General features: G+C 71.0%; 21 protein-coding genes and 1 pseudogene. 11 read left to right on the forward strand and 11 right to left on the reverse strand.

Features of this window, described 5'->3' with window-relative positions; translation table 11 throughout:
* The 4 genes from K8638_RS37755 to K8638_RS37770 are packed head-to-tail and all read left to right on the forward strand — an operon-like array spanning nucleotide 1 to nucleotide 3376.
* A complete protein-coding gene (locus K8638_RS37755) occupies nucleotides 1–819 on the forward strand; it encodes an SDR family oxidoreductase (RefSeq protein ID WP_223759578.1) in 819 nt (272 codons plus the stop codon).
* 10 nt (nucleotides 820–829) lie between these two features.
* Nucleotides 830–1927, forward strand: a complete 1098-nt coding sequence (locus K8638_RS37760; RefSeq protein WP_370644222.1) for a phosphotransferase family protein — start codon at nucleotides 830–832, stop codon at nucleotides 1925–1927.
* Nucleotides 1927–2619: a histidine phosphatase family protein gene (locus K8638_RS37765; RefSeq protein WP_223759580.1), complete on the forward strand. Its 693-nt coding sequence runs from the start codon at nucleotides 1927–1929 to the stop codon at nucleotides 2617–2619. Before K8638_RS37760 ends, K8638_RS37765 begins: the two co-directional genes overlap by 1 nt.
* A 10-nt stretch (nucleotides 2620–2629) precedes the next feature.
* A complete protein-coding gene (locus tag K8638_RS37770; protein WP_223759581.1) occupies nucleotides 2630–3376 on the forward strand; it encodes an SDR family oxidoreductase in 747 nt (248 codons plus the stop codon).
* Nucleotides 3377–3414: 38 nt separating this feature from the next.
* On the opposite strand, the gene K8638_RS37775 is transcribed toward K8638_RS37770, so the two are convergent.
* Nucleotides 3415–4302, reverse strand: a complete 888-nt coding sequence (locus K8638_RS37775) for a methylated-DNA--[protein]-cysteine S-methyltransferase (protein WP_223759582.1) — start codon at nucleotides 4300–4302, stop codon at nucleotides 3415–3417.
* Between the two features lie 170 nt (nucleotides 4303–4472).
* Here K8638_RS37775 and K8638_RS37780 point away from each other — a divergent pair, with 170 nt between their 5' ends.
* Together K8638_RS37780 and K8638_RS45430 are read left to right on the forward strand one after the other, a co-directional pair.
* A complete protein-coding gene (locus K8638_RS37780) occupies nucleotides 4473–5102 on the forward strand; it encodes a glutathione S-transferase family protein (RefSeq protein WP_223759583.1) in 630 nt (209 codons plus the stop codon).
* 847 nt (nucleotides 5103–5949) lie between these two features.
* A pseudogene (locus K8638_RS45430) lies at nucleotides 5950–6048 on the forward strand (TetR family transcriptional regulator); the annotation flags it as partial.
* Nucleotides 6049–6152: 104 nt separating this feature from the next.
* Here K8638_RS45430 and K8638_RS45045 read toward each other — a convergent pair.
* Nucleotides 6153–6365, reverse strand: coding sequence for a hypothetical protein (locus K8638_RS45045; RefSeq protein ID WP_305071223.1), 213 nt, complete (start codon nucleotides 6363–6365; stop codon nucleotides 6153–6155).
* A gap of 652 nt (nucleotides 6366–7017) precedes the next feature.
* Nucleotides 7018–7449 (reverse strand): DoxX family protein, encoded by a 432-nt coding sequence (locus K8638_RS37795; protein WP_223759584.1) that lies wholly within the window; start codon nucleotides 7447–7449, stop codon nucleotides 7018–7020.
* Between the two features lie 337 nt (nucleotides 7450–7786).
* On the opposite strand from K8638_RS37795, the gene K8638_RS37800 reads away from it, so the two are divergent.
* The gene (locus K8638_RS37800) at nucleotides 7787–9076 is read left to right on the forward strand and encodes an O-acetylhomoserine aminocarboxypropyltransferase/cysteine synthase family protein (RefSeq protein ID WP_223759585.1); all 1290 of its coding nucleotides are present in this window, start codon (nucleotides 7787–7789) and stop codon (nucleotides 9074–9076) included.
* Nucleotides 9077–9127: 51 nt separating this feature from the next.
* Nucleotides 9128–10438, forward strand: coding sequence for an alpha/beta fold hydrolase (locus K8638_RS37805; protein WP_223759586.1), 1311 nt, complete (start codon nucleotides 9128–9130; stop codon nucleotides 10436–10438).
* Here K8638_RS37805 and K8638_RS37810 read toward each other — a convergent pair.
* The 6 genes from K8638_RS37810 to K8638_RS37835 all read right to left on the reverse strand — a co-directional run bounded on the left by K8638_RS37810 (nucleotide 10390) and on the right by K8638_RS37835 (nucleotide 20950).
* Nucleotides 10390–14502 carry a protein kinase gene (locus K8638_RS37810; RefSeq protein ID WP_223759587.1) on the reverse strand — a complete coding sequence of 1371 codons (4113 nt, stop codon included), beginning with the start codon at nucleotides 14500–14502 and terminating at the stop codon, nucleotides 10390–10392. The two genes, K8638_RS37805 and K8638_RS37810, sit on opposite strands and share 49 nt — an antisense overlap.
* Nucleotides 14503–14584: 82 nt before the next feature.
* Nucleotides 14585–15676, reverse strand: a complete 1092-nt coding sequence (locus K8638_RS37815) for a TrkA family potassium uptake protein (RefSeq protein ID WP_223759588.1) — start codon at nucleotides 15674–15676, stop codon at nucleotides 14585–14587.
* A 10-nt stretch (nucleotides 15677–15686) separates the two neighbouring features.
* A complete protein-coding gene (locus K8638_RS37820; RefSeq protein WP_223759589.1) occupies nucleotides 15687–16892 on the reverse strand; it encodes a twin-arginine translocase subunit TatC in 1206 nt (401 codons plus the stop codon).
* 42 nt (nucleotides 16893–16934) lie between these two features.
* The gene (gene tatB, locus K8638_RS37825) at nucleotides 16935–17450 is read right to left on the reverse strand and encodes a Sec-independent protein translocase protein TatB (protein ID WP_223759590.1); all 516 of its coding nucleotides are present in this window, start codon (nucleotides 17448–17450) and stop codon (nucleotides 16935–16937) included.
* A 125-nt stretch (nucleotides 17451–17575) separates the two neighbouring features.
* Nucleotides 17576–18859 (reverse strand): MFS transporter, encoded by a 1284-nt coding sequence (locus K8638_RS37830; protein ID WP_223759591.1) that lies wholly within the window; start codon nucleotides 18857–18859, stop codon nucleotides 17576–17578.
* Between the two features lie 39 nt (nucleotides 18860–18898).
* Nucleotides 18899–20950: a HAMP domain-containing methyl-accepting chemotaxis protein gene (locus K8638_RS37835; protein WP_223759592.1), complete on the reverse strand. Its 2052-nt coding sequence runs from the start codon at nucleotides 20948–20950 to the stop codon at nucleotides 18899–18901.
* A 116-nt stretch (nucleotides 20951–21066) separates the two neighbouring features.
* On the opposite strand from K8638_RS37835, the gene K8638_RS37840 reads away from it, so the two are divergent.
* A complete protein-coding gene (locus K8638_RS37840) occupies nucleotides 21067–22092 on the forward strand; it encodes a histone deacetylase (RefSeq protein WP_223759593.1) in 1026 nt (341 codons plus the stop codon).
* Nucleotides 22093–22099: 7 nt separating this feature from the next.
* Here K8638_RS37840 and K8638_RS37845 read toward each other — a convergent pair whose 3' ends face one another.
* Nucleotides 22100–22495 (reverse strand): response regulator, encoded by a 396-nt coding sequence (locus K8638_RS37845; RefSeq protein ID WP_223759594.1) that lies wholly within the window; start codon nucleotides 22493–22495, stop codon nucleotides 22100–22102.
* 229 nt (nucleotides 22496–22724) lie between these two features.
* On the opposite strand from K8638_RS37845, the gene K8638_RS37850 reads away from it, so the two are divergent.
* Together K8638_RS37850 and pyrF are read left to right on the forward strand one after the other, a co-directional pair.
* Nucleotides 22725–23486: an SDR family NAD(P)-dependent oxidoreductase gene (locus tag K8638_RS37850; protein ID WP_223759595.1), complete on the forward strand. Its 762-nt coding sequence runs from the start codon at nucleotides 22725–22727 to the stop codon at nucleotides 23484–23486.
* A gap of 34 nt (nucleotides 23487–23520) precedes the next feature.
* Nucleotides 23521–24390: an orotidine-5'-phosphate decarboxylase gene (pyrF, locus tag K8638_RS37855; RefSeq protein ID WP_223759596.1), complete on the forward strand. Its 870-nt coding sequence runs from the start codon at nucleotides 23521–23523 to the stop codon at nucleotides 24388–24390.
* On the opposite strand, the gene K8638_RS37860 is transcribed toward pyrF, so the two are convergent.
* Nucleotides 24371–26944 carry a penicillin-binding protein 1A gene (locus tag K8638_RS37860; RefSeq protein ID WP_223759597.1) on the reverse strand — a complete coding sequence of 858 codons (2574 nt, stop codon included), beginning with the start codon at nucleotides 26942–26944 and terminating at the stop codon, nucleotides 24371–24373. The two genes, pyrF and K8638_RS37860, sit on opposite strands and share 20 nt — an antisense overlap.
* Nucleotides 26945–26954 lie beyond the last annotated feature (10 nt).

Genomic DNA, 26954 nt, shown 5'->3' on the forward strand with positions numbered 1-26954 from the left:
ATGACCCACCAACGCATCTTCATCACCGGTGGTGCCAGCGGCCTTGGCAAGGCGATGGCCCTGCGCTTCGCCCGCGCGGGGTGGAAGGTCTGCATCGCCGACCTCAACGACACCCGGGGCGGGGAGACCCTGTCGGCGCTCCGCGGGTTCGGAGGCGACGCGCACTACCTGCGCTGTGACGTGACGCGCGAGGAGGACCTGCGCGCCGCCGCGGAGGAGCTGAACACGCGCTGGGGCGGCGTGGACGTGGTGGTGAACAACGCGGGCGTCGCCCAGGCGGGCGCCATCGAGGACGTCTCGATAGACGACTGGCGGTGGATCATCGACATCAACCTGCTGGGCGTGGTGCGGGGCTGCAAGGTGTTCACCCCCGTCTTCCGGCGGCAGGGCCGCGGGCACTTCGTCAACGTCGCCTCCATGGCGGGCCTGCTCGATGTGCCCATGATGAGCAGCTACAACGCCACCAAGGCGGCCGTCGTGTCGCTGTCGGAGACGCTGCACAACGAGCTGGCGGAAGCGAACATCGGCGTCAGCGTCGTCTGCCCGTCCTTCTTCAAGACCAACCTGGGCGACTCGCTGCGCACCACGGACCCGCGGCTGGGGGCCACCATGGCGCGGCTGCTGGAGCGCTCGGCCATCACCGCGGACGACATCGCCAATGACGTCTTCCGCGCGGTGGAGAAGCGCGAGTTCTACGTCCTGTCCCACGCGGAGGGCCGGAGGGCCTGGCTGCTGAAGCGCTTCCTCCCGCGCGACATCTACGCGAAGGTCATGCGCAAGAACACCGCCCGGATGCGCTCCGGCCCGGCACCGACTTGAGGGAGAGAGAATGCAGGCCATGCCTTCCACCGCCCCCGCCTCCGCCCCCATCGACCCGTCCGGCGCCGTACGCCCCGGGGAGGAGCTGAACGTCCCCGCCGTCGACGCGTGGCTCAAGGCCCTGGTGCCCACGCTGGAGGGGACGCCGGAAGTCACCCAGTACTCCGGTGGCGCCTCCAACTGGACCTACCGGCTGAAGTACGCCAATCGCGACCTCATCCTGCGCCGCCCGCCCGCGGGCACGAAGGCGAAGTCCGCGCACGACATGGCCCGCGAGTTCAAGGTGCAGCAGGCCCTGAAGCCGGCCTACCCGGCCGTGCCCACCATGATTGGCCTGTGCCAGGACCCGTCGGTCATCGGCTCGGACTTCTACGTGATGGAGCGCATCGAGGGCATCATCCCCCGCAAGAACCTGCCCCGGGGCCTCACCCTGGACAAGGCGCGCACGCGGCAGCTCTGCCTCAACGTCATCGACAAGCTGGTGGAGCTGCACTCCGTGGACGCCGAGGCGGTGGGGCTGTCCTCGCTGGGCAAGGGGCCGGGCTACCCGAAGCGGCAGATTGAGGGCTGGTCGGACCGCTACGAGAAGGCCCGCACGTGGAACGTGCTCGGCTTCACGCACGTGCGCGACTGGCTCAAGGCGAACACGCCCGACGACGTCGCCACCTGCGTCATCCACAACGACTGGCGCTTCGACAACGTGGTGCTCGACTCGAACGACCCCACGCGCGTCATCGGCGTGCTCGACTGGGAGATGGCGACGCTGGGCGACCCGCTGATGGACCTGGGCAATGCCCTGGCCTACTGGGTCCACGCGGACGACGGCTACATGCTGCGCGCCACGCGCCGCCAGCCCACGCACCTGCCCGGCATGCTCCGGCGCGAGGAGGTCGTCGAGTACTACTGCGACCGCATGAAGCTGAAGCCCGCCAACTGGACCTTCTACGAGGTCTACGGCCTCTTCCGCCTCGCCGTCATCGCCCAGCAGATCTACTACCGCTACCACCACAAGCAGACGCGCAACCCGGCCTTCAAGAACTTCTGGGTCCTGGTGAACTACCTCGGCCTGCGGTGCGACCGGCTCATCCGCAAGAGGGGGGCCCGCTGATGGGGGTGGTGTACCTCGTCCGCCATGGACAGGCCTCGTTCGGAGCCGCGGACTACGACCAGCTCTCGGAGACGGGCGTCGCCCAGGCGCGCGTGCTCGGGGAGACGCTGCGCCAGCGGCTGCCTCGCGTGGACGCGGTCGTCACGGGCACCCTGCTGCGCCACCGGCAGACCGCCGACGCGTGCCTGACCGCGCTGGGACTGGACGTCCCTCCACGGCGCTCGGCGGCGTTCGACGAGTTCAACCTGGACGAGCTCATCGTCCGCCACGAGCCGCGCTACGCGGACCGCACGCTGCTGATGCAGGACATCGCCGGAGCGGCCGAGCCGCGCCGCGCGTTCCAGGAGCTGTTCACGGAGGCCGTCGCCCGCTGGGTGGGCGGCCGGTACGACGACGAGTACACCGAGCCCTGGCCCGTCTTCAGGGACCGCTGCATCCGGGCGCTGGATGAGCTCATCCGCGAGCTGGGGGCCTCGAAGAACGCGCTGGTGTTCACCTCGGGCGGCCCCATCACCGCCATCTGCCAGGACCTGCTGCGGATTCCCGACGAGCATGCCTTCCGGCTGAACACGGCCCTGGCGAACTGCGGCGTCACCAAGGTCGTCTACAGCGAGCGAAGCCGGTTCCTGTCCACGCTCAACGAGCACGGCCACTTCGAGGGCGCGCAGCGCGCGCTCCTCACCTACCGCTGAGGGCTGCTCCATGCGCAAGAACATCCTGATTACCGGCGCCAGCTCCGGCCTGGGCGAGGGCATGGCTCGCGAGTTCGCCGCCCTGGGCCGCAACCTCGCGCTGTGCGCGCGCCGCACCGAGCGCCTGGACGCGCTCAAGGCGGAGCTGCTGGCGAAGCACCCGGGCATCACCCTCTCCGTCCGGGCGCTGGACGTGAACGACCACGCGCAGGTGTTCAGCGTGTTCGACGCCTTCGCGCAGGACCTGGGGAGCCTGGACCGCATCATCATCAACGCGGGCATCGGTCTGGGAAAGCGCATCGGCACCGGGCACTTCGCCACCAACGTGCAGACGGCGCAGACGAACTTCGTCGCCGCGCTCGCGCAGTGCGAGGCCGCGGTGGGAATCCTCCGCAAGCAGGGCCAGGGACACCTGGTGACGATTTCCTCCATGAGCGCCATGCGTGGGCTGCCCCGGCACCTGACGGCCTACGCGGCGACGAAGGCCGGGCTCGCCACGCTGACGGAGGGCATCCGCGCCGAGCTGCTGGGCACGCGCATCAAGGTCAGCACCCTCTACCCGGGCTACATCCACACGGAGCTGAACGCGGGGGCGAAGAACCTGCCCTTCGCAGTGGGCTCCGAGAAGGGCTCGCGCGCGCTGGTGAAGGCGATTGAGCGCGAGCCGGTGAAGGCCTACGTGCCGGGCTGGCCGTGGGCAGCGGTGGGCTTCCTCATGCGGAACCTGCCGCTCAAGCTCGTCGCGAAGATGTCCTGACGCGGCTCGAGGCCGGGCTCTACGAGGCCCTGGACGCGTTACGCAAGCTGCGAGGCCCCTGAGCCCCGCGCCTCGCCGTCCTCGTTCTCCGCGCCGTACCGCAGCGACTCCCACGCGAGCATCACCTTCTTGCGCGCGGGGCCCCAGCGGTAGTCCCCGAAGACGCCCGTCTTGCGCAGCACGCGGTGGCAGGGGATGAGCAGCGCCACGGGGTTGTCCCCCACCGCGGAGCCCACCGCGCGCACCGCCTTCGGGTTGCCGATGGCCTGGGCGATGTCCTCGTACGTGGCCACATGCCCCGGGGAGATGCGCAGCAGTGCCTGCCACACCTGCACCTGGAAGGGCGTGCCCTTCACCAGCACGGACAGCGGCGTGGGCTCGCGAGGAGGCCGCGCGGGGAAGATGCGCTCCGCCCACGTGGCGGCCGCCTCGCGGGACGCCTCGAAGGTGGCGCGCGGCCACTGCGCGCGCAGCGACGCCAGGGCCTCCTCCGCGGACTCACCGGTGAGGAAGTGCAGGCCGCAGATGCCTCGCTCGCAGACGGCGATGAGGCAGTCCCCGAAGGGCGACGGGTGGATGCCGTACCGCACGGTGAGCCCCTCGCCGCCCAGCTTGAACTCACCCGGCGTCATGGCGGTGAGGGTGATGAAGAGCTCGTGCAGGCGGCCGCCGCCGGACAGCCCCACGGCGAAGGACGTGTCCAGCACGCTGCGCCGCTCGGCCAGCAGGCGGCGGGCCGAGGCGAGCGTGTGCACCTGGAGGAAGCGCTTGGGGCTGATGCCCGCCCAGCGGGTGAAGAGGCGCTGGAAGTGGAAGGGGCTCAGCCCCACGTGCGCGGCGACATCGTCCAGGGACGGCTGCTCGCGCGCGTGGGCGTCGAGGTAGAGGATGGCCTGCTCGATTCGGGCGTAGTCGCTGGTCGCCATGCCACGGCTCCTGGGAAGTGAGCTCCTGCCTCCGGTATGGTCGCCGGGCCGCGCGGTAACAACCCGGTTCTTGCGCCCCTTCGCGTCATCCGAAGGCCGCAAGGAGCGGGTCGTCCGCCGAGGGTGTGTTCCCTACCCTGCCTCGTGTTCCACCCACTCCTGGAGCCCCGATGCGCCTCTACGACTATCGCCCCTCCGCCAACGGCTACAAAATCCGCCTCCTGCTCTCCTGGCTGGACAGGTCCTACGAGCTGGTGCCCGTGGACATCTTCGCCGGAGAGAGCCACACCGAGGACTTCCTGAGGAAGAATCCCGACGGGCGCATCCCCGTGCTCGAGCCCGAGCCGGGCCGCTTCCTGGCGGAGTCCAACGCCATCCTCCTCTATCTCGCGAGGGGTACACCGCTGCTGCCGGAGGACGCCTTCGAGCAGGCCCAGGTCCACCAGTGGCTCTTCTTCGAGCAGAACAGCCTGGAGCCCAACGTGGGCACCGTACGCTTCTGGCACCTGACGGGCCGCGCGGCCCGCTTCCCGGAGACCTTCCGCCTGCGCACGGAGCGCGGCCATGAGGCGCTCGCCGCCCTGGAGCGGCACCTGCGCGGGCGCACGTTCCTCGTGGGCGAGCGCCCCACCGTCGCGGACATCGCGCTGTATGGATTCACCCACGTCGCGCCGGATGGCGGCTTCGACCTCGGGCGTTACCCCGCCGTCACCGAGTGGCTGGCGCGCGTGAAGGCCGTGCCCGGCCACATCGGCCCGCTGGCGCCATACACCGCCAACGCGCACGTGACGGCCGCCTGATTCAGGACGCGGATGAGTCCTGCCGCGAAGCCACTTCGGCCGCGCAGTCGCAGGAACGGCATCTCCGACATGTTCGGAGTGCCCGGAGCCTGAGGGCGCGCGAGGCCCCAGCCTCCGCTTTCCCGCCATGTCCCCCCCCCGCCGCGCAGGTCTGGAATGGAGCGTCCGTTCCGAACGGCCTTCCGGGCACTCTCCATTCATCGGACCCGCCTCCCCGGCATGCCCCCTGCGCCGCTCGGGCCCGTAATGGAACTTCCACTTCCGCGTGGCCGGTCATGCGCTCACCGCTCATGGGCCCTGCCCCCCGCCCAAACTCTCAGCCCCCGAGCCGCCCAGGCCCGGAATGGAACTTCCACTCCGCGTGGCCGGTCATGCGCTCACCGCTCATGGGCCCTGCCCCCCCGCCCGGACTGTCAGCCCTCCCTCGAGCCGTGCAGGTCCGGAATGGAGCCTCCGTTCCGAGTGGCCCGCCACGCGCTCGCCACTCATGCGCCTGGCCTCTCCACCTTCTCAGCTCCCCCGCCCGGGCCGCCCTGCGCGGAATGGAACTGCCATTCCGAGTGGCCCGCGCAGCCCTCACCGCTCCTCGGCCCTACCTTCCCCGCCTTGTCACCTGCTCCGGGCCGCCCTGCGCGGAATGGAGCCTCCGTTCCGCATGACCCGCCAGGTCCTCGCCGGATGGAAGGCTCCAGCCTCCCCGCCATGTCAGACCCCTGGGGTAGACAAAATGCCGCGGGAGGAGCGCTCCTTTCAGCGGAGCGTCGTCCCAGGGGCGAGAGGGAGGGGCAGGGGTATGTGGACGGCGGAGCAGTTGTACCTCATGAGCATGCGGGACTCGGCGGCGGTGATGGCGCGGCGGGGCTACGGCAACGTGCGGGCCGAGGAGATGGCGAGGGCCGCGAACCTGTCGGTGGGCAGCTTCTACCGGCGCTACGGCAGCAAGGGCGCCTTCGCCCACCGGGTGCGCCAGTGGGCCGACAGCGAGCTGTGCCGCATCGCGCGCATCGTCTTCGAGGTGGAGCCGAGCTCGCGGGAGGGCAGCGACTTCCGTCAGGTCTTCGGGGACTTCTGGCAGCAGCTGGCCTGGTTCGCGACGCGGAGGCCGGAGTGCTTCCACTTCGCCTTCATGCACTGGCACGAGGACTCGCTCGAGCCGCAGTCCTTCGGGAGCGAGGCGCGGGCGCTGGTGCGCGAGGTGCTGGCCCTCGGTGAGCGCGAGGGGGCGCTGGCGCCGGGCAGCGTCCGGGTGGGGGAGGGACTCATCTGGGGAGCGCTGGCGGAGCTGGTTCGCGCGCTGGCCCGAAGAGAAGAGGCGTCGCTGGTCGAAGAGGACGTCAACGCCGCGGGCCGGGCCCTCTGGAGGGCGCTGGCGGCGGAGGAGGACTCGCCTTCCCGAGGCACGGGCACACCTCCTTCAGGGGCGGCAAGGACAGAAGACTCCGGGCTCGAAGACGCCAGCACGTCTGCCCCTGCAGCGGCGCACGTCGAGACCGAGAGGACTGGCGGACCCGCGTTGGTCACCGGTGCTGCATCGCCCGATACACTCGTCTCCCATGGAATGGTGCCGGGGCATGCACCTCGAGAAAGGGGCGCCCTCTCAACGCGCGTCGCGCCTCCATGCGCGTCGCGGCAGCGCGAGCGCCTGGCCGTGTCACCGGGCCGTCGCGTCGTCTGGCCTCAGAGAGGCAGGTGCCCGGGTCCTCGATGGAGGACTGCGAGGGGCGAGCGCCCTGGCTCGCGGGCGGCTTTCAACGCGGCGGGACGTCCCTCAGGGTACGTGCAACGCGATGGCCTTCATCGAGGGCCGCCCCGGCCGCGCCTTTTTCGATGGGCCGCCATGGCCCAGGCACCGCCGGGCAGCGCCTTGCCTTGGGCGACTCCCTGCTGCGTCATGAATGAGGACTGCCCCTCGCCCTCAGGGCTTGGAGGACGAGGGACGGAACAGCTTCGCGTCCAGCGAGTAGCGTCCCGGGCCGCACAGGATGAAACACAGCGCGAGGACGAAGTAGAGGCCCGCCAGTTCCCAGGCCGGGCCGCCCGTCCCCACGAACGGGTCGCCCCTGGAGATGTGGAAGAAGGACGCGAAGGCCATCGTGCAGAGCAGGCCGAGCATGGCCAGCGGGGTGAGCAGGCCGAGCACCAGCGCGAGCCCGCCGCCGAACTCCGACAGGGCCGCGAGCCCCTGGAGGAAGCCGGGGACGGGCGCGGACTCGCCCATCCAGCCGAAGGGGTTCTGAATCTTGCCCCAGCCGTGGTGCATCAGCGCGACTCCCGCCAGCAGCCGCACGGCCAGCAGCCCCACCGACGCACGGGGGCTGAGGACTTCCGGGTAGAACAGGCGCTTCATCGTCACCTCGGGAATACGTCGGGTTGCGTTCTCGCCTGCCGGGACTCAACCACGCAACCCCAGGCCTCCCCAAGTTGACAGTCGCCCCCCACCCGGAGGCAGGGCGGCTTGACTCCCGCGAGGCAAGGGCTTATCCGTTGAAGCCAATGACGTCTCTTCGCTCCATGTGTCGAATGTCGATGCTGCCGGGTGGGCCCGTGCCCCCCAGCGTCGGCTGACGTCCGTCCCGACACTGGCGAGCCACCGGAGCCCACCCACCCCGCGAGGGTCGGTGGGCTTCGTCGTCTCTGGACGCGCGCTGCCCTCGCATTTCCCCACCGAGGAGCCCAGCGCCACCATGAGTACGCCTTCCGACCGTCCCCTGCACTTCGACACCCTCGCCCTGCACGCCGGCTACGCGCCCGACCCGGCCACCGGCGCGCGGGCGGTGCCCATCTACCAGACCACCAGCTACACGTTCCGTGACGCCGACCACGCCGCGGCCCTCTTCGGGCTGAAGGAGTTCGGCAACATCTACACACGCATCATGAACCCCACGACGGATGTCTTCGAGAAGCGCATCGCCGCGCTCGAAGGCGGCGTGGGGGCGCTCGCGGTGGCCTCCGGTCAGGCCGCGGAGACGCTCGCGCTGCTCACGCTCCTCAAGGCGGGTGACGAGCTGGTCTCCGGCTCCAGCCTCTACGGCGGCACCTACAACCTCTTCAAGGTGACGCTGCCCCGGCTGGGCATCCACACCCGCTTCGTGGACGCGAACCGGCCCGAATCCTTCCGCGAGGCCATCGGCCCGAAGACGAAGGCCGTCTACCTGGAGGCGCTGGGCAACCCCCGGCTGGACGTGCCGGACTTCGAGGCCATCGCCGCCGTCGCGCGCGAGGCGGGCCTGCCGCTCATCGTGGACAACACGGCCCTGTCCCCCGCCCTCTTCCAGCCGCTGCGCCACGGCGCCAGCATCGTGGTGCACAGCGCCACCAAGTATATCGGCGGCCATGGCACCTCCATCGGCGGCGTCATCGTGGACGGCGGCACCTTCCCCTGGACGAACGGGAAGTTTCCCGAGTTCACGCACCCCAACCCCGGCTACCACGGGCTGCGGCTGGCGGAGGCCTTCGGCCCCGCGGCCTTCATCCTCAAGGCACGGCTGGAAGGCTTGAGGGACCTGGGGCCGGCGCTCAGTCCCTTCAACGCGCACGCCTTCATCCTCGGGCTGGAGACGCTGCGGCTGCGCGTGGAGCGGCACTCGGAGAACGCGCTCATGGTGGCGCGCTGGCTGAAGCACCACCCGAAGGTGGCGTGGGTGCGCTACCCCGGCCTGGAGGACGACCCGTCGTACACCAACGCGCGGCGCTACCTGCGCGGCGGCTCGGGCGGGCTGGTGACGTTCGGTGTGAAGGGCGGACTGGACGCGGGCCGGAGGCTCATCAACGGCGTGAAGCTGTGGAGCCTGCTGGCCAACATCGGCGACACGCGCTCGCTCATCATCCACCCGGCATCCACCACGCACGAGCAGCTCACCCCCGAGGAGCGGCTGGCCACCGGCGTCACCGAGGACCTGGTGCGCCTGTCCGTGGGGCTGGAGCACGTGGACGACATCGTCGCCGACCTGGACCAGGCGCTCGCCGCGGCCTGAGGCCCGCGACGCACCCCGTGCCGTTTCCTTCCAAGCCCCTGGAGAATCCCCGTGTCTTCCCCATACCGCGCGCCCGCTCCGCGCCTCTTCGACCTGTCGTTACCGGACCTGAGGCTGGAGGCCGGTGCTCGCGTCTCGAATCACCTCGTGCGTGGCTGGTGGTGGGGGCCCGAGGAGGACCTCCCCTGGCTCGGCTCCCGCGCGCGAATCCTCCCCGAGCACGAGGCCCGCCAGAGCGCCCTGCGCGTCGTCCGCCGCTCCATGGCCGAGCAGCTCCAGGCCGCCGAGGCGGCCCGTCCCGTCGGCCCGGCCCACGCGGCGCCCTCCGTGCCCACCGTGCTGGTGGTGCACGCGCTCACGGGCGACATGCGCGCGGGCGGAGAGGGCGGCTGGTGGGAGCCCGTCATCGGCCCGGGGCGCGCGCTGGACCCCACGCGTGTGCGGCTGCTGTGCTTCAACAACCTGGGCTCGTGCTACGGCACCACGGGCCCCGCGGACGAGGGCTTCCCGGGGAGGCTGGACGACTCGCGCGCCGAGCCGCCCCGCCCGCTGCCCAAGGGGGACCTGCGCCAGGACGAGCACAGGCTACCCGCCACCATCACCCCGTGGGACCAGGCGCGGAGCATCCTCCTGGCGCTGGACGCGCTGGACGTGGACGAGGTGTCGCTCGTCGTCGGGGGCTCGCTGGGAGGGATGATTGTCCTCTGCCTCGCGGCGCTGGCGCCGGAGCGCTTCGCGCGCATGGCCCCCATCGCGGCGGCGGAGACGGCCACGTCCTGGGTGGTGGGCTTCAACCACGTGGCGCGGCAGGCCGTGCTGCTGGACCCGGGCTACCCGGAGGCGCCGCACCGCGGGCTGGAGCTGGCCCGGCAGCTGGCCATGCTCACCTATCGCGCGGAGCCGGGGCTGGAGCTGAACCAGGCCCGTCCCGCCACCTGGTCCTCTCGCGCGCTCTACCCCGTGCAGAGCTACCTGGAGCACCAGGGCCGCAAGCTGGAGGCGCGCTTCGACGCGCGCGCCTACCTGGCGCTGCTGGGCGCCATGGACCACCACGACCTCGCGCGCTGCCCCGACGGAGGGCTGCCCCGCATCCGCGCGAGCGCGCTGTGCGTGGGCATCGACCAGGACCAGCTCTTCCTCCCGCACCACATGGAGGCCCTGGCCCGGCGCCTGCGCGAGCACGGCCGGCACGCCGAGCACGCCGTGTTGTCCAGCCCGTACGGACATGACGGCTTCCTCGTGGAGTGGGACGCCGTGGCGAAGCTGCTCACCCGCGCGCTCGCGCTCCCCGCGCCCTCCCCGTGGGTGGTGCCTCAGGTCGAAGGGGGGAGCTGGAGGAGCAGGTCCCTGGCGTCGCGGTAGTCCCGCATGTCGAGCTGGGGGGCCAGCCCCTCGGTGGACCGCGTCAGCAGGAAGCGCGCCTCGTCGAGCCTCCCCAACGCCTGGAGCTGTCGCCCCAGGCTGACGGCGGCCCTCAGCTCCAGCGTGCGGGCCCTCTGCTTCCGGGCGACCTCCACGGCCCGTTGCAGCCACGGGCTCGCTTCGTCCTCACGTCCGGCCTGGCGCAGCAGCTCGCCGTGGAGCCGGTACAGCTCGGTCTCGAAGAAGCGCTCGCCGGTTCGGGCCATCCACCCCAGCGCATCTCGCACCACCGACAGCCCCTCATTGAACGAGCCCAGCCTCAAGAGGATGTCCGCGTGAAGGCCACCGAGCGCGGGAAGGAACGGCCGGGCACCCGCGTGGGCCCAGGCGTTCGAGTCCAGCAAGGCCCGCATCCGCTGGAGTCCCTCTCGCGGCCGACCGAGGTCCGCCACAGCCCAGGCCCACAGGGTCTGGGCCCACGCGCCCCAGGTCACGAGTTCGTGCTTCCGGGCGAGGGCGCCGGCCCTGGTGGCCCAGGCCAGGAGCTCTTCCGATTCACGGCGGAGCAGGTGCGTGAGGGCCATGCAGATCCGCGCATAGACCTGGATGTAGGGATGGCCACTCTGCTCGGCCAGCCGCAGGGAGGCCCGTGAATGCTCCCGTGCCCGCTCCGGCTGGCCCGAGATGGAGTGGAAGCACGAGGCGCCGGCATGGACCGCCGCCAGCGAGCTGTTGCCGGCCCTCTTCGAGACCGTGGCGGGGAGGGGCTTGCGCCCCGGCGCCTCGAAGCAGGCCAGCGCCTGCTCGAGCTCGGCTCCGGCTGCGGCGAACTCGCCCCTCATGAAAAGGACGAACGCCCGCATCCGGTGGCCATGCCCGAGCATCTCGTCGCTGCCCAGGCGAGCTCCCGCCTCGAGCAGCCTCCCGGACAGCTCCCACGTGACGGGAATGCTCCCCAGCGAGAAGATGCAGGGAAAGGGAGCCCAGTACGCCACGTCGGTAGGCAACCAGGCCGCGTCGACCTCCAGGAGCAGCTCACGGAGCCGCGCATGGTTCCGCTCCAGTTCGGAGACATCGAGCCCCTCGAGCTCCATCAGGGCGGCCCCCAGGACGAGCCGCAGCGAAATCTCCTCCCGGATGCGCTTCTGCGTATCGGGGATCGACTCCAGCAGCGACAGTCCCTGGCGCAGGTGCCCCAGGGACTCGACGAAGGCGGAGCGCTCGATGGCGGATTCCCCGGCCCGCAGCCAATAGTGGATGGCCCGCTCGGCCTCCCTCGCCTCCGTGAAGTGGTGGGCGAACCACTCGGGCTGTGCCTCCGCCACCTCGGGGTAGTCCTTCTCCAGGACACGGGCAATCCGGCCGTGGTACTCCCGGCGCGTGCTCCGGAGCAGGGACTGGTAGGCCGCGTCCTGGATGAGCACGTGGCGGAACCGATAGAGCGGCCCGTCCGCCGACTCTTCCCGCTGGAGCACACCCGCGTCGATGAGCTCCGAGAGCACCTGCTCCAGCGCCCCCACCTCCATCTCCGCCGAGAACCGCGCCAACATGCAGGCGGCGACGGCGCGGCCCACCACGGCACAGAGCTGGGCCAGGGCCTTCTGCCGGGGAAGGAGCTGGTCGAGCCGGGCCAGGAGCAGCTCGTACAGGGTGGCGGGGATGGAAGGCGCGAGCGCGTCCCCGGCCTGGGGCGTGCGCTCGAGTACCATGCGCGTCAGCTCCTCGATGAAGAGGGGAACGCCCTCGCCCCTCTCCACGACGAGGTGACGGACCGTCTCCGCGGGCAGCCCCCCACCGTGAGCCACCTCCCTCACCAGGGACTCGGTGTGCGCCGAGGACAGTCGCTCCAGCGTCAGGGTGTGGAAGCCCTGGCCCGCGGGCCAGGGCGGCGAGAACCCGGTGCGCGCGCTCATGACGAGGAGCAGTCGCCTGGTCGAGATGTGCTCGAGGAGGAAGCCCAGCAGCTCCAGGGTGGAGTGGTCCGCCCACTGCACATCCTCCAGCACGAGGAGGACCGGGTGCTCCGCCGCCATGGACAACAGCAGCCGCGTGAGGGCCTCCCGCGTCTTCACCTTGCGCTCCTCCGGGGTGAACCGCGGGACGGGCGAGCCCTCGGCCACGGGAACCGAGAGCAGCATCGCGAGCAGCTCCAGGTCATCCGGCGGCAGACGCAGGGCTCCCAGTCGGGCCTCCAGCTGCTCCCGCCTCTTCGCGGGCTCCTCCAAACACGTGAGCTCCAGTCCTCGATAGAGCAACTCGATGATGGGAAGGAGCGCGCTGTTGCTCGACTGCCGCCAGCACTGCGCCCGCCAGCAGCAGGAGGGCTTCGACAGGGAGCGCCCGCCCAGCTCCTGGATGAGCCGTGACTTGCCAATGCCCGCCTCCCCCCGCACGAGGACGAGCGAGCCCCGCCCTCGCAGCGCCTCTGACCAGTACGCCTCCAGCGCCTGGAGCTCGCGCTCGCGGCCCACGAGCGGAGTGAGCACGCCGTTCCCCCGGGAGCGCTCGAATCGGGAGAGGGCCCTCCGCTCCCGGACGGGCCGGTACACGCGCAGCTCGACGGTGCGCCCGAGCCCCGCGAATACCCGGCTGCCCAGCGGCTCCGTCTCGAAGACGCCCTGCACCAGCTCCTGCGTCGACTGGCTGAGCAGCACCGCGCCCGGCTCGGCCTCGCTGGCGAGCCACGCCGCCACCTTCGGAGCCTCGCCCGAGATGGCGGTGACCGCCCACGCGCCCTCCCCGGGGCTCCCCATCACCACCCGGTCCGTGTGGATTCCCACCCGTATCGCCAGCTTCAGGTCAGGGAGGTGCGGGAAATGCTCGCACTGCTCCCTCGCGAGGACGGTCGCCAGCTCCATTCCGGCGCGCACCGCCTGCTCCGAGTCGTCCTCATGCGCCACGGGATGACCGAAGCAGGCCACCAGCTCGTCGCCCATGCCCATGGTGAGACCGCCTCCGCGACGATGGAGGAGCCACTGGGCCTCCTTCTGGAACGCATCCACCAGCTCGTTCACGTCGCCTGGGCCAAGCCGCGAGTCGAGCCCGGTGAGCCGGCAGGCCACCAGCGTCACCTGTCGATGTTGAGGCGCATCCGGGGAGCGGGGGCGCGGGGCACCGAGGCTCCGCGACAGGGCGTCCACGTGCTCCCGCAGCGTCTCCGCGCTCGGGAAGCGCCGGCCGGGCTCGCGGGACAGGGTCCGGGACAGGATGCGCTCCACCGCCTCCGGGAGCTCGGGGTGGCGCTCGCGCACGGAGGGCACGGGGGCCGACGACAGAATCTGCTCCCGGAGCTTCTCGGGGGAGCCGGGACGGAACGGCGGCGCGCCCACCAGCATCTCGAACAGGAGCAGCCCGGCCCCCCAGATGTCCGTGCGTGCGTCCTGCGGCAGGCCCCGCCACTGCTCCGGTGCCATGTAGGCCGGCGTGCCGGTGATGGGGAGAAACCCCGCGGACGCGGTGCCCAGGGCCGCGAGCCGGGCCAGCCCGAAGTCGAGGAGCTTCACCCGCCCGTCCCGGGTGAGGAAGACGTTGCTGGGCTTGAGGTCCCGGTGGATGACCTGGCGCGCGTGGGCATGGGCCAGCCCCGCGGCCACGGCGCGCAGGATGCCCAGAGCGTGCCGCAGCCCGAGCGGCCCGCGGCGCAGCAGCGCCGACAGGGACTCTCCCTCCAGGTACTCCATGACGAGGAAGGGCATCCGCTCCTCCATCGGAGCGACGCACCACTCGGACAGGTCGAGCAACCGGACGATGTTCTCGTGGTCGAGCCGCGCCACGGCCCGGGCCTCGCGCCTCAGCTGCGAGGCGCCCGAGAGCCGCACCTGGGGCACGAGGAACTTGAGGGCCACGGCGCGGTGCAGCACCTCGTCCCACGCGCGGAGCACGAGCCCCATTCCGCCCTGCCCCAGGTCCTCGAGGATGCGGAAGCGGCGCCCGTCCGCTCCGCCCAGCCACTCGCCCGGAATGGGCCTGAGCGGCGGCTCGTCCACGTCCACCCGGGCGAGCCGGCGAAGGAACGAGTCCTCGAAGTCCGAGTCCCTCGAGCCAACGCCTTCGTCCTCCCGCATCTCACCCCTCCTCGGCCGGAGCCCCGCGACGGACGCGGCTCCGCTCTGAGAGGTGGAGCGGGGCGGGCCGCGTTGTGACGGCTCACCCCACCTTGCGCTGCCCGGGCACCGCTGGCGGCTCGTGGTGGGACCAGATGGGGGGCTCGGACTCGCGCGTGAAGGCACGCAGCCGGCGGTAGTCCGGGTACGCGGCCTGGAGCGTCAGCACGTCGCCGGGCTGGATGACCTCGTCGCCGTTCGGGTGGAGCTTCTCGTGCTCCCCCCGCACCAGCGACAGCGCGAGCGCGCCGAACCTGTCCCGCACGCTGGAGACGTCGAGCCCCGGCAGCCCCTCGCGCGCCTCGAAGTGGGAGACGACCATCAGGTGCCTGCCCAGGTGGAAGGAGTGGATGATGCGCGGGTCCATGGCGGACAGCGCCATGGCCGGCGCCGCCAGGGACGAGCTGGAGAGCGCCTCCGCCTTGAAGGTGTCGCGCACCTTGCCGCTCAGGTCCTCGTCGAAGAGGCGGATGACCACGCGGATGTCCGGGTTGAGCTTGCGGGCGTCCAGCGCGATGTTGAGGTTCGCCAGGTCGTCGTCCGTGGCGCAGACGATGGCGGAGGCATTCTTCACGTTGGTGCGCGGCAGGCACAGCGGGCTGCGCGTGTCGTCGATGAGCAGGGGCACCTGCTCGTCCCGCAGCGCGGAGACGAAGGCGGCGTCCTCACGCTTCTCCACCACCACCACGTCCTTGCCCATCTCCCGGAGCTGCGCGACGACGCGGTAGCCCACACGCCCCGCCCCACACACCACGACGTGGCCCTTCATCGTCTCGGTGACCACTTCAATCCACTCCTTGTCGTTCTTGTGCCGGGCGAAGAAGAGGTAGGCGAAGCGCACCACGCCATCCACCACCAGCGCGATGCCCACCGGCGGAATCACCACGTTGAGCAGCTCGATGAGCCAGTCGTGCACGTACGGCAGCGACGGCTGGCCGTAGAGCAGGAAGTAGACGTGGTGCAGGCCCTCGCCGAAGGTGATGCGGTCCCCGCCCGGGCCCACGTAGCGCAGGTGGTACAGCAGGGGCCCCAGGAGGAACAGCGCCGCCGCCAGCACCAGCGTGACGCGGAAGCGGCGCACGAGCGCCCGCAGGTAGCGCAGGTTGGCGCGCAGGTGCCGGGGCGCAGACACCATGGGGCCTCCGCTAGGACACCGGGGTGATGCCGGTCTCAGCCGCGTTGCGCGCCCGCCGCCGCTCCACCAGCCACACCAGCAGCACGCCCAGCTCGTAGCAGAGCAGCATGGGGCCGGCCATCAGCGACAGGTTCACCACGTCTCCGGTGGGGGTGATGATGGCCGCGGCGATGAGGCACACCACGAAGGCGTGGCGCTGGTACTTGAAGAGCCACTTCGACTGCACCACGCCCACCACGCCCAAGAGCGCCATGACGAGCGGCAGCTCGAAGATGATGCCGAAGGCGAGGATGAGCAGCAGCACCAGCGAGAGCTGCTCGTGCATGGTCAGCATGGGCCGCGTCCACCGCGCCGCCTCGTGCAGCGCGTTGGCCGCCGCCAGCTCCTTCTCCAGCTTCCACAGCCCCGCCAGCTCCTCCGTGCGGGTGGGCGCCACGCCCGCCAGCAGGCTGGCCGCGCCGTCCATGGCCTCCGACGCCGCCGCGTAGTCCTGCCGGCCGTACGCCGCCACCGCCTCCGCCCGCTTCTCCACCGCCTGCTTCAGCACGCCCCGGGCCGGAGCGCCGAAGCCGTCCGCCGCCGCGTCCACCAGCTTCCCCAGGCCGTCCAGCCGGGCCTTCAGCTCCACCGCGGCCGACGGCGCCAGCTCCGGTGCCGGGGCCTGGCCCTCGCCCGCCGCGCGCAGCGCGTCGCTCGTCTCCCTGGCGAGCACGCCTGCCCGCTCCGCCTCCCCGATGCGCAGGAAGCGCAGGGCGTCGTCCGCGCGCAGCCGGGCCGTGTCCAGCCGCTGCTCCAGCGCCAGCGTCTCCTCCTCGTTGAGGAGGAACTTGAACATGGAGGGCAGCACCGCGAAGTAGCAGAAGGCGGCGCCCAGGATGAAGGCGATGGAGCCGAACGCCACGAAGGGCGCGGCGAAGCGGCGCTCCTCCGGGTACAGCCCGGGCGACACGAAGCCCCAGAGCTGCATCAGGATGACGGGCGTGGTGAGGAAGATGCCGCAGTACACGCCCACCTTCATGAGGACGTTCAGCTCCTCGATGCCGGACGTGTAGATGAGGGCGCGGTTGCCCTCGGGCAGCGCGTCCAGCACCGGCCGCATCAGCAGGCCGAAGATGGGCTTGGCGAAGAGCAGCGAGACGGTGCCCAGCACCAGCACCGCGATGGTGCACTTGAGCAGGCGCGAGCGGAGCTCCGTGAGGTGCTCCGCGAGGCTCATGCGCAGCTCGGGCTCGGGGGAGACGGGCGGGGGGCTCAGGACTCAGCTCCGTTTCGGCGCGTTACGCGCCACCGTGCCGGGAACGGGCACCGGCACGTCAGGGGTCAGCGGCGCGGGCTCGCGCGGCGCCGCGGGTTCCAGGGTCGCGCCCGGCGGGGAGCGCTCTCCCTTCGCGTCCAGCTCCGGCCCCTGGGTTGCCGGGGCCGGGGGAGCGTCCACCGGGGCCGGCGTACCCGGAGCACCCGCTTCCGGCGCGGCGGCGACGGGTGCTTCCGGCGCGGGAATGGCGGGGGCGTCCGGCAGGACGGGCGGGGGGGTGGGCGGGTTGTAGGCGAACGACGTCCCCGGACGGACCGGCGGGGTGGGCTCGCGGGCGATTTCCTGGTCCATGGAGTAGAACTCACGCTCCACGACGTTGCGGACCTCGTCCGTCTGGCGGCGGAACTCGCGCATGAACTTGCCGATGCCACGCGCCAGCTCGGGCAGTCGCTGCGGCCCGAGGATGAGCAGCGCGACCACCAGGATGAGCACCATTTCGCCTGCGCCGATGTTGAACATGTCCTGACGCGCTCCCCGGAAGGCAGCCTGGGTTATCGCGCCCCGGGCGGGCCAGCGCAACCGCTCGTCTCGTCCGGACGTCCGCCCGCTACCGTGGGCGGGCGGCAGGCGGCCGGGGGGAGCGTCTACCGCTGGGGGTGGGCCTCCGGGGCCAGCGGCACCGCCAGCCCCTTGGAGGGGGCCACCGCCAGCGCCCGGGCCCGCTCCTTGGAACGCACCTGCCCCTCCACCACCCTCAACATGGGGGGCAACAGGGCCGTCAGGAGCATGGACACCCCGGCCACCCGGGCCATGCCGCCCAGGGTGCCATCCGGCAGGTCGGTCAGGAGCTGCACACTGAGGAAGGCGCCCACGGCCGCCGCCATGTGCTGGATGGCGGACTGCAGGGACATGAAGCGCGCGCGCACCGGGTTCTCCGGCACCCGCGAGGCGAGCGTGTTGTAGGCCACGTTGCGCGTGCCCATGGCCAGCATGAAGGCCATGAAGAGCACCGGCACCGGCAGCCACTTCGGGTAGGCCACGAAGCCCACGTAGGTGGAGAGCAGGGTCAGCACCGAGCCCACCGTGCCCACGCGGAAGGCGCCGTACCTGTCCACCAGGGGCCCCGCCACCCGCAGCGTGAAGAAGCTCACCAGGCCGCCCACGAAGTACGCCAGCTCCAGGCTGTCACGCGGGTAGCCCAGGGTCTGCTGCACGTAGGCGGAGATGTTGGGGATGATGAGGAAGCCGGCCATCATCACCACCGCCGTCATCAGGTAGGACAGCTGCACGTCCCGGCGGCCGAGCAGCTCCAGCACGCCCACCGGCTTCACCGCCTGACGCTCCGGCGTCAGGTGCCCGCGCACCGGCGGAAGGAAGAAGATGGCGCCGGCCACCACCAGCAGCCCCATCCCCGCCACCAGGAAGAAGGGGAGCTGCCAGCCGCCCCAGCTCGCCATCCGCAGCGCCAGGGGGACGCCGATGATGGACGCCACGGAGAAGGCCCCCATCACCGCGCCCAGCGCCCGCCCGCGCCGCTCCACCGGTACCAGGTCCGCGATGATGGACAGCGACAGCGACGTGGCCGGCCCACCGAAGAGGCCCGCCGCCACGCGCGCCAGCAGCAGCGTGGCGAAGCCCGTGGCCAGGCCGCCCGCCGCGGTGGCCACCACCAGCCCCAGCATGGCCACCGCCAGCGCCTTGCGCCGGTCGAACCGGTCCAGGAAGTAGCCGCCCACCACTCCCGCCACGCTCGCCGCCGCCGTGTACGCGCCGCCAATGGTGCCGATGTGCGACGCGGCGATGCCCAGGCCCTTCGCGAAGTCCGGGCCCAGCGGCATCACCATCACGAAGTCCAGGATGTTGACGAACTGGACCGCCCCGATGAGGAACACCAGCGCGCGCTCGGAGACCTGTCTTTCACTGGGCATGTGGCCTTCTACTAAGCCATTCCCGCCCGCTGTGCACGCCTACACGCGGAAACGACGCACCTCGGCGCGGAGGATTTCCGCCTGCTTCTGGAGGTTGTCGATGGCCTCCTCGAGCTGGCGCACCGAGCGCGTCTGGTGCTCGGACACGCCCTTGATGGTCTCCACCGCCTTGAGGACCTGCTCGCTGCCCTTGGTCTGCTCCTTCTGGGCGCGGTTGAGGTGGGTGACCATCTCGTTGATGCTCTCGATGGAGCGGGTGATCTGCTTGCTGCCGTGCGCCTGCTCCTGGCTGCTGCGCTGCACGTGGGCGGTGAGCGCCTTCATCTTCTCCGCGCTCTTCATGATCTGCTCGCCGCCCTTGGCCTGCTCGTTGGAGGCCTTGGAAATCTGCTGCACCGTCTCGCTGATGCGGTGGATGGAGGCCGTCACCTGCTTGCTGCCGCGCGCCTGCTCCACGGTGGCCCGGGCAATGGCCTTCACCATCTGCGTGGACTTCTGGGTGCTGTCGTTGATTTTGCGCAGCGCCCCTTCCGCCTCGCGGCCGAGCAACACGGCCTCCTCCACGTTGCGCACGCCCTGGTTCATCACCACCACGGCGTTGCGGCTCTCGTCCTGGATGGCGCGGATGAGCTCCGCGATTTCCTTGGTGGACGCGCCGGTGCGCTCGGCCAGGTCCTTGATTTCCTCCGCCACCACCGCGAAGCCCTTGCCGTGCTCCCCCGCCTGCGCGGCGATGATGGCGGCGTTGAGGGCCAGGAGGTTGGTCTGCTCCGCCACGTCGTCGATGACGTTGAGGATGTTGCCAATCTCGGAGATGCGCCGCCCCAGGCTGTCGATGACGGTGGCCGCCGTGCGGCTGGACTCCTTGATGCGGTCGATGCCGGTGAGCGTCTTGCGCAGGGACTCCACGCCCGTCTGCGCGTCCTCGAAGACCTGCTCGGACAGACGGGCCGTCTCCTTGGCGTTGGCCTCCACCTGACCGATGGCCGCGTCCATCTGGCTGATGGCCGAGGACGTCTCCTCCGTGGAGGCGCCCAGCTCCTGGATGTTCTTGGCCACCTCCTTGATGGAGAACGTCATCTCTTCAATGGCGCTGGTGGTCTCCTCCACGCTGGCGGCCATGGCCTGGACGTTCTCCGCCACCTCGTCATTGGTGGCGGCCATCTCCATGATGGAGGAGCTGCTCTCCTCGGCGCTCTGGTAGAGGACCTCCACGTTCTCCGCGATGCCGCGCAGGGAGGCCATCATCTGCACCATGGAGGAAGACGTCTCCTCCACGCGAGCCTGCACCGTGCCCGCGCCGGACGACACGGTGGTGCCGGTGCGGTGGATCTGCTCGACGACGCCGGCCACCACGTCCGACACGCCGCGCACCCGGCCCAGCGTGTCGCGCCAGCTCTGGGCGATGCGGTTGAGCGCCTCGGCCAGCAGGCCCAGCTCGTCCCGGGTGCCCACCTCCACGCGGCCGGTGAGGTCCGCCTCCGCCAGCCGGCGCGCCATGCTCATCATCGCGTCCAGCGGGACGAGGATGAAGGCGCGGGAGATGAAGAAGGCCACCACCAGGAAGAGCGCCAGGCCGATTCCGAACGCCAGCAGCACCACCGTGCGCAGCGAGGTGAGCACCTCGTCGAGGCCGGCGAAGTTCACCACCACCACCACCTGGCCCTCGCCGCTCTCCCGCAGCGACACCGGGCTGGCCACGGCCGCGTCCCCATTGGAGAAGCGGAAGCGGTCCAGCGGCGTCCCCGCCGGGCGCGCCCCCAGCTCCTTCTGGAACCACTCCGGAGGGGGCGAGGGATGGCTGGCCACCACCCGCCCGTCCGGAGCGAGGACGGCAATCACGTCGAAGTCGTCGTCATCGGCGTGCAGGCGCGCCAGGCTGGCCGGCAGGGCCGCGTCCGAGGGGCTGGTCAGCACCGTGGCGACCTGGCCGGCCCGGGCCACGCCATGCGCGAGCAGGCGGCCCTCGAGGTAGGCCTCCACCCGCGACGGGACGACGAAGTAGAGCGTCCCGAGGATGAGGGCCAGCACCAGGGCGAAGGAGCCGAGCAGCAGGCTTCGCAGGCCGGGTTTCTTGAAGCGGGGAGTCAAGCCCGGGCACTGTAGGGAGGGAATCCCCGGCAGGGCAAGAACCGGTGCGCCGCCCCCGCCCCTCTGCCCGCTGGGGGCCTGACTTCCCTCCGCTGGGATGCGTAAGGTTCTACGTAATGACCGCAACCCTGCTGCTCACCGACCCGCTGTTCCTCCAGCACGACCCCGGGCACGGCCACCCGGAGTCCCCGGCCCGGCTGCAGCGCATCCTGGGCGTGCTGGCCAGGGCGCCGGTGGAGGGCACGGTGATGGGGGTGCCCCGCTCGGCCACGGACGCGGAGCTGGCCGCGGTGCACACCCCGGAGCTGCTTGCCTACCTGAAGCGCCTGAGCGGGCACGAGGCGCAAATCGACCCGGACACCCAGGTGTCACCGGACAGCGTGGACGCGGCGCGGCTGGCGGCGGGGGCGTCCATCAAGGCGGTGGAGGAGGTCATGGCGGGCCGCGCGCGCAACGCCTTCGCGCTGGTGCGGCCGCCGGGGCACCACGCCGAGCCCGGCAGGGCCATGGGCTTCTGCCTCTTCAACAACGTGGCCATCGCCGCGGAGGCCGGGCGCAGGCTGGGCGCGGAGCGCGTGCTCATCCTCGACTGGGACGTGCACCACGGCAACGGCACCCAGGAGTCCTTCTATTCGCGGCGCGACGTGCTGTACCAGTCGGTGCACCAGTTCCCCTACTACCCGGGCACCGGCGCGGCCCCCGAGGTGGGCGTGGGCGAGGGCGAGGGCTACACCGTCAACGTCGGCCTGCCCGGCGGCAACTCGGACGCGGACTACGGGATGATTTTCGAGGAGCTGTTCCTGCCCATGGCGGAGGCGTACCGGCCGCAGCTCATCCTCGTGTCCGCGGGCTTCGACCCGCACCAGAATGACCCGATTGGCGGCATGGAGGTCACCGAGCGCGGCTTCGCCGCCATGTGCGCGTCGATGCGCTCCCTGGCCGAGCGCGTCTGCGGCGGCCGGCTGGTGCTGCTGCTGGAGGGGGGCTACTCGCTGGAGGGGCTCTCCCAGTCCGTGCACGCCTGCATCGAGGTGCTCGCAGGACGCGGGGACAGCTTCCCCTCCGGGACGACGCACGCGGACGCGAAGCAGGCGCTCATCGCCAGCCGCGACGCGCTGAGGCCGTACTGGTCCGTGCTGTAGGTGCCCGTCACGCGTGCTGCGGCTGGAGCGGCTGGGGCCGCACGTAGCGCTCGACGGTGCTCAGGAGCTGGTCCAGGTCCACCGGCTTCTTGAGGTAGCCGTCCACACCGAGCCGGGCGACGTCGCTCGCGCTCACGCCCTGCCCGGAGACGACCACCACGGGGAGGGAGGCGAGCGAGGCATCGGCAGCCTGCAGCTCGCGGAAGTCCCAGCCATTGATGTCCGGCATCATCAGGTCGAGCAGGATGACGGCCGGCCGCGCCCCTTTCCGCAGGAGCTCCAGCGCCTCGCGGCCACTCCGGGCAAGCAGCACGGCGTAGCCCTCCATCTCCAGCACGTCCTTGAAGGCGAGCAGGATGTCGGGGTCGTCATCTACCGCCATCACGCAGTTCCACGGCGTCATGCCCGCACCCTCCCCCGCGTGTAAGGTGCGAACCGGCGGGCACTCGCGCCATCGCCCCCGTGGCGCGGCCCGAGGAAGCGGCCAGCGACCGGCCCCGCCACGCGCCCGCCAGCCAACAGGCACCCCGCCTCCCGGGACGAGGGCCCACGCCCCCCCCGGCTGGCCCTTCGGATTTGTGTCCCGCGCGGCGGCCAACCGTGCGAGAAGCCTCCCGCACCCAGGAGGACACATGGCGGAGATGAGCTACCGGACGGCATTGGTGACGGGCGCCACGAGCGGCCTGGGCCGCGGGCTGGCGCTGTGGCTGGCCAAGCGGGGCCTGCGCGTGTTCGCCGCCGGCCGGCGCGTCCCCCAGCTCCAGGCCCTGGCCGCCGAGGCCCAGGCGGCCGGCGCCACCGTGGAGCCGGTGGCGCTGGACGTCACCGCCACCGACGCCACGCTGGAGCGCATCCGCGAGCTCGACGGCGAGTGCGGCGGGCTGGACCTCGTGGTGGCCAACGCCGGCGTGGGCGGCGTCACCCACGGGAAGCGGCTCCAGTGGGAGCGCGTGCGCGCCATCATCGACACCAACGTCACCGGCGCCGCCGCCACGCTGAGCGCCGTGCTGCCCCAGATGGTGGAGCGCCGGCGAGGGCACCTCGTGGGCGTCTCCAGCCTCGCGGCCTTCCGGGGGCTGGCGGGCCATGGCGCCTACTCCGCCTCCAAGGCCTTCCTGGCCACCTTCATGGAGAGCCTGCGCGTGGACCTGCGCGGCACCGGCGTTCGCGTCACCTGCGTCTACCCCGGCTTCGTGAAGAGCGAGATGACGGCGAACAACCCCTTCCCCATGCCCTTCCTCATGGAGACGGACGCGGCGGTGGAGCGCATGGGCAGCGGCATCCTCCGGGGCGAGGCGGAGCTGTACTTCCCCTGGCAGCTCGCCCTCCCCTCGCGCCTCTTGAAGGTGGTGCCCAACCCCCTCTTCGACGCCGCCGCGCGCAGGTTCCGCTGAGCTTCTTCCCCACCCGCTTCACGGAGGCAGACCGGTGACGACACTCGCCCCGCCCTTCATCCACAACTTCAACGCCCTCGCGGAAAAGCGCTCCCCCTTCTGCCTCGGCATCGACCCGTCGAAAGAGCTGCTCACCCGCTGGGGACTGGAGGACAACGCCCGGGGCCTGCGCGAGTTCTGCGAGCGCGTGGCGGACGCGGCCGGAGACCGGGTGGCGCTGGTGAAGCCGCAGAGCGCCTTCTACGAGCGGCACGGCCCCGACGGCCTGCGCGTGCTCCAGGACGTGATGAAGCGCTTCAAGGACCAGGGCAGCCTCACGCTGCTGGACGTGAAGCGCGGGGACATCGGCTCCACCATGGACGCGTACGCGCAGAGCCTCTTCGGCCCGAACAGCGCCTACAAGGCGGACGCGGCGACCTTCTCGCCCTACCTGGGCCTGGGCGCGCTGGCGAAGACGGTGGAGCTGGCGCGCGCGGCGAATGCCTACGCCTTCGTGGTGGTGCGCTCCTCCAACCCGGAGGGCACGTCGCTCCAGACGGCGAAGGGCGCGGACGGCCGCACCGTGGCCGAGGCCCTGGCGGACGGCATCCGAGAGCTGAACGAGCAGCCCGGCCCGAAGGCGCCGCCGGTGGTGGGCGCTGTCATGGGCGCCACGCTCCCCGACTCGGACCGGGGCGTCGTCGAGCGGCTCGGCGGAGCGCTGATGCTCGCGCCCGGCATCGGCGCGCAGGGCGCCGGCTTCGACGACCTGAAGCGGCTGTTCGCCGGCCGCGAGGCCCAGGTCATCCCCACCGCCACCCGCTCCGTGCTGGAGGCGGGCCCCGACGTCGCCTCGCTGCGCGCGGCGCTGGAGCGCCACCTGGAGCCCGCCCGCCGCTTCCGCGCTACTGCGCGCCCATCATGAACTGGTCCACGTCGACCTGGTTCTTGTCGGGCACCGCATCCTTGGGCTCGGTGCCCTTCTTGAAGAACATCAGCTCCGAGCCCTTGGAGCCCGGCGGCGCAATCTTGCCGGTCTTCTTGTCGATGTGGAGCCGCACCAGGTCCATGGACTGCCACGGGAAGAACTCGGACTGGGGCCGGCCCTCCAGGGCGCGCTTCATGTAGTCGAGCCAGATGGGCAGCGCGGCGCGGCCACCCGTCTCGTAGCGGCCCAGCGGGTGCGGGTTCAAGTCATAGCCCACCCACGCCACCGTCACGAGGTCCCGGGTGTAGGCGGCGAACCACGCGTCGAACGAGTCGTTGGTGGTGCCCGTCTTGCCCGCGGCGGGCTTGCCCAGCTTCGTGGCCGGGCCACCGGTGCCCTGGAGCACCACGCCGCGCAGCAGGTGCGTGAGGATGAAGCCCGTCTCGGAGCTCATCACCTGCTCGCCCGGCTCGAACAGGCGCGCGTAGCCGGCGGCCACGCGGTCCTGCAGCGGGGCCCATGCGTCGTCGAAGGCGGTGTGGTCCTCCAGCGTGCGGCCCCAGCGGTCCTCAATCTTGCGGACGAAGTACGTGGGCTTCTTGCGCCCGTAGCGGTTGAAGGTGGCGTACGCGTTGGCCAGGTCCACCGGGTACACGCAGGACGAGCCCAGCGCGGCGGAGAAGTCCATGTTCATGGGCGTGGTGAGGCCCAGCTTCTGGCTCCACGCGGCCATGTTCTTCACGCCCACCGCGGCGAAGGTCTTCACCGCGGGGATGTTCATGGAGTTCACCAGCGCGGTGCGCAGGAGCACGTCGCCCACGAACTCCTCGCTGTAGTTCTCCGGCTTCCACGACACCTTGTTGTCCGGGTCGTGCTCCACAATCGGCGAGTCGACGATGACGGTGGCTTCCGTCCAGTTGAGCTGCTCCAGCGCCGCCGAGTACACGAAGGGCTTGAAGGAGCTGCCCGGCTGGCGGCACGCCTGGAAGGCGCGGTTGAACTCGTTGTCGTCGAAGTCGTACCCGCCCACCATGGCCGTGAGGTACTGGCGGTGGGGGTCGATGGAGACGAGCGCGCTCTGCGCCTCGGGCGTCTGCTCCAGGCGGAAGAGCTTCACGCCCTCCGCCGGAATCGCCTCGGCCAGCTTCTTGTCCCACTGCTCCTTGTCGTCCGTGAGGTCCTTCTTCGTCACGTGGCGCACCACGATGACGTCGCCCACGGCGATGGCCTTCTTCACCGACGAAATCATCATCGCCGGGTAGTAGCCCTCCGGGTTCACCTTGCGCGCCCAGCGCATGCCCAGCAGCGGCAGCCGGCCCTTGTGCGGCCCCACCTGCACGTCCGCGCCGTTGCCGTCGGAGTCAATCGCGGTGACGACGGCCACGTAGAGCCGGTTCTCCGCCAGCTCCTCCTTGCCCATGGCCTTCTTCGCGCGGTCCAGGAAGGACTTGATGGCCTCGTCGGTGGTGAGCTGCTGCACCGGCCCGCGCCAGCCCTGGCGCTTGTCCACCGACAGCAGGCCGTCCAGCACCGCGTCCTGCGCGGCGCGCTGGCGCTCGCTGTCCATGGTGGTGAAGACCTTGAGGCCCTCCTTCAGCAGCACGGGGTTGCCGTACCGGTCCACGATGTCCTTGCGCACCTGCTCCACGAAGTACGGCGCGAACTCGTGGAAGACGTCCTCCACCGGGTACACCTTCACCGGCTCGGCGTTGGCCGCGTCGTGCTCGGCCTGCGAAATCATGCCCTCGTCCAGCATGCGGCGCAGCACGTAGGAGCGGCGCTTCCTCGCGGCCTCCGGGCGCAGGAAGGGCGAGTAGCGGCTGGGCGCCTGCGGCAGGCCGGCGATGAGCGTCATCTCCCCCAGCGTCAAATCGCGCACGTCCTTGCGGTAGTAGTTCTCCGCCGCGCTCTGCACGCCGTAGCTGTGGTGCCCGAGGAAGACGTTGTTGAGGTAGAGGTAGAGGATTTCCTCCTTCGTCAGCGCCTGCTCCAGCCGCAGGGCGAGGATGGCCTCGCGAATCTTGCGGGTGAGCGTCTTCGCGGTGGCGGACTTGTAGCCCTCCGCGGAGATGAGGACGGCCTTCGCCGTCTGCTGCGTGAGGGTGGAGCCGCCCTGGATGCCGCCGGAGCGCAGCCCCAGCTTGGAGGCCACCGTCTTGAAGCCCGCGCGCGCGGTGCCCAGCACGTCCACGCCGAAGTGGTCGAAGAAGCTGGAGTCCTCGCTGGCGATGAACGCCTGCACGAGCCGCTTGGGGATGCGCTCGTACGGAACCACCTTGCGGCGCTCGTTGTAGAACTCGCCGGCCAGCACCGCGTCGTCGGTGTAGACCTCGGTGACGATGGGGGGCCAGTACTCGTCCACCTTGGGGATGGCGGGCAGCCCGTCCGAGTACACGTAATACACGGCCATCACCGCCACCACGGCGGCGGTGGCCCCCGTCAGCGTCAGCCACCCGGCCGCCTTGAGGAAGAACTTCCACCAGCGCTTGGGGGGGACGCCGTCGAGCACCAGCTTCGAGCGGCTGCGGTCAGTCGTCTTGGGGTCAGCCATACGCGTTTCG

The organism is Myxococcus sp. RHSTA-1-4 (assembly GCF_020037125.1).
Lineage (GTDB): Bacteria > Myxococcota > Myxococcia > Myxococcales > Myxococcaceae > Myxococcus.